General features: G+C 39.3%; 2 protein-coding genes and 1 pseudogene. All 3 read left to right on the top strand.

Annotation, left to right across the window (positions count from 1 at the left end; translation table 11 throughout):
- Positions 1–1,099 (top strand): annotated as a pseudogene (locus ACFIQE_RS10085) (filamentous hemagglutinin); the annotation flags it as partial.
- Positions 1,096–1,503, top strand: coding sequence for a hypothetical protein (locus ACFIQE_RS10080; protein ID WP_375676850.1), 408 nt, complete (start codon positions 1,096–1,098; stop codon positions 1,501–1,503). The pseudogene ACFIQE_RS10085 and the gene ACFIQE_RS10080, both read left to right, overlap by 4 nt.
- On the top strand, positions 1,491–1,619 hold the full coding sequence (locus ACFIQE_RS10075) for a hypothetical protein (protein ID WP_375707668.1): 129 nt from the start codon (positions 1,491–1,493) through the stop codon (positions 1,617–1,619). The genes ACFIQE_RS10080 and ACFIQE_RS10075 overlap by 13 nt, the downstream gene beginning before the upstream one ends.
- The last annotated feature ends 140 nt before the right edge of the window (positions 1,620–1,759 follow it).

The following is a 1,759-nucleotide window of genomic DNA, read 5'->3' as shown; positions in this document are numbered from 1 at the left end:
GAGGGCGATGGGGCAAGATGCTGGACAAATCATTGGCTCTCTCAACCGCAACACCGCAGCAGCACACCAAGCAGTAGGACAGCTAGATGTCGCACCGCTTGAGGGAGCAGTGCATAATCGCGTAGATATGATCAATGATTTATCGGATGAAGGATTGGGATACTGGGACAAAATACGCGAAGTCGCAAATGTTAAAGAGCATCCAGTAGGTGAGATTTTGCATGATGAAAATGGCAATGTCCTCTATTTAACCGATGAAAATGGAAAACCTATAAAAGGCAATGATGGAAAAAATATTACTCTGTATCGCTATTTAAAACCAGGAGAAGAAAATCATTTACAAAAAGGCTCTGATGGCAACAGGCGTATGTTCTATAATGGTATTTCTAATTCATCTGATGAAGCAGCCCGTAATGCCGTCAAAATGGCTGATAATGCGCATGAACCCCTTTATTTTACCTACCACCCCCAAGCTAAAGATAAGCTAGTAGAGTTCGGGGTAGCAATTTATGAGTATTTTGGGGGATGGAGTAATTCGACCAAGAAATTCCAAGATTTTGCCTCTCGTTATGGTAATGATGGGGCGATTGTTAGTGCGCATAGTCGTGGTAGCTTAACAATAGGCAATGGACTACGTGACTTTGAAAAGCGGGGCATCCACGGTATAGCAGAAAAAACAGATATTTATCTTTATGGACCAGCGGATCATGCTCAATCGATAGCGAATGCATTATATGTCGTAAGCGATGGCAAAAATGATCATGTTTACTTACAAAGCCATGCATCTGACCCCATTAGTACGTTGTTTGGTTACAATGCACCTACTTTTTATAAAGTACCTTTAAATCTAGATGTTTCACTTTTGGAGAAAGGTATAAAAAATCCTTTATATATGACGCTGTTTGTAGGAAAAAGTTTATTGACTACAGCAACCTCTCCATTGATAGAGAGAGGGAGGGCGTTAGGCGGTTATGATCCTAGTCCTCATAATTGTTATGGTGATGCAAGTAAAGCGTGTATAACTAATTATGGAACATCTCCTACTAAACAAATTCATTCAATTTATTCGACTTTAGATCATTTATGGAAGAAAAAATGAGACAAATTTTAAAATTATTGAGTGGTATAGTCCTATTAAGTGTGACTGGATGTGACATATCAAAAATTGACAGCAGTCCTCCAGAGTACGTGAGTATGTGGGAGAAGGCAGGTGCAGATTTTACTGAGATAGGAAAAGCCTTATTAGAATGTGGAATGCCGAGTCTTATTGATGCTGATTCAGAAAATAGAAAGCTTAGTGTTAATGAGGATGCAACAATTTATGCTTGCATGGTTCAATCAGGATTCCATTATAAAGGGAGAGGAAACTGGTGTTATACATTTAGAGAAGAAAACCTTCCCATTTGTCAGCTTGGTGCTGTCATCCCACAGAGAAGTGTTGAGAAGCGCTTAAATAGCCCTTTTTGTAAAAGGTATAAAAATGCGGATGAATGCCAACCTTAAGTTTTGCTGTTTGTGATGATCAACAATCTGCCATCCTTGCCTTTGCTTGGAATGGTGGGATTGTTTTCTCAACCAATCATCTCAATATTGTTCACCGTTGTTTTAAGCAGCGGTGACAGAAAATATCAACAAGCCTCCGAGCTGTTTTATCGTAAATAAATCCATTGAAAGAGGGGAAGAATGAAGAAAATCTTAAAACTATTGAGTTGCATAGCTCTCTTAAATACAGCTGGATGTGTTAACCAACCTCCTCCAT

It is taken from the genome of Bartonella sp. AA1HLJMS, assembly GCF_042197445.1.
In the GTDB taxonomy this organism is placed as follows: Bacteria; Pseudomonadota; Alphaproteobacteria; order Rhizobiales; family Rhizobiaceae; genus Bartonella.
The sequence above is the reverse complement of the archived record's forward strand: the minus strand, read 5'-3'. Positions and strand labels throughout refer to the sequence as shown.

Excerpts from the sequence above, each read along its gene's own strand:
- ACFIQE_RS10080 (WP_375676850.1), top strand. The coding sequence starts at position 1,096 with ATGAGACAAATTTTAAAATTATTGAGTGGTATAGTCCTATTAAGTGTG.
- ACFIQE_RS10075 (WP_375707668.1), top strand. The coding sequence starts at position 1,491 with ATGCCAACCTTAAGTTTTGCTGTTTGTGATGATCAACAATCTGCCATC.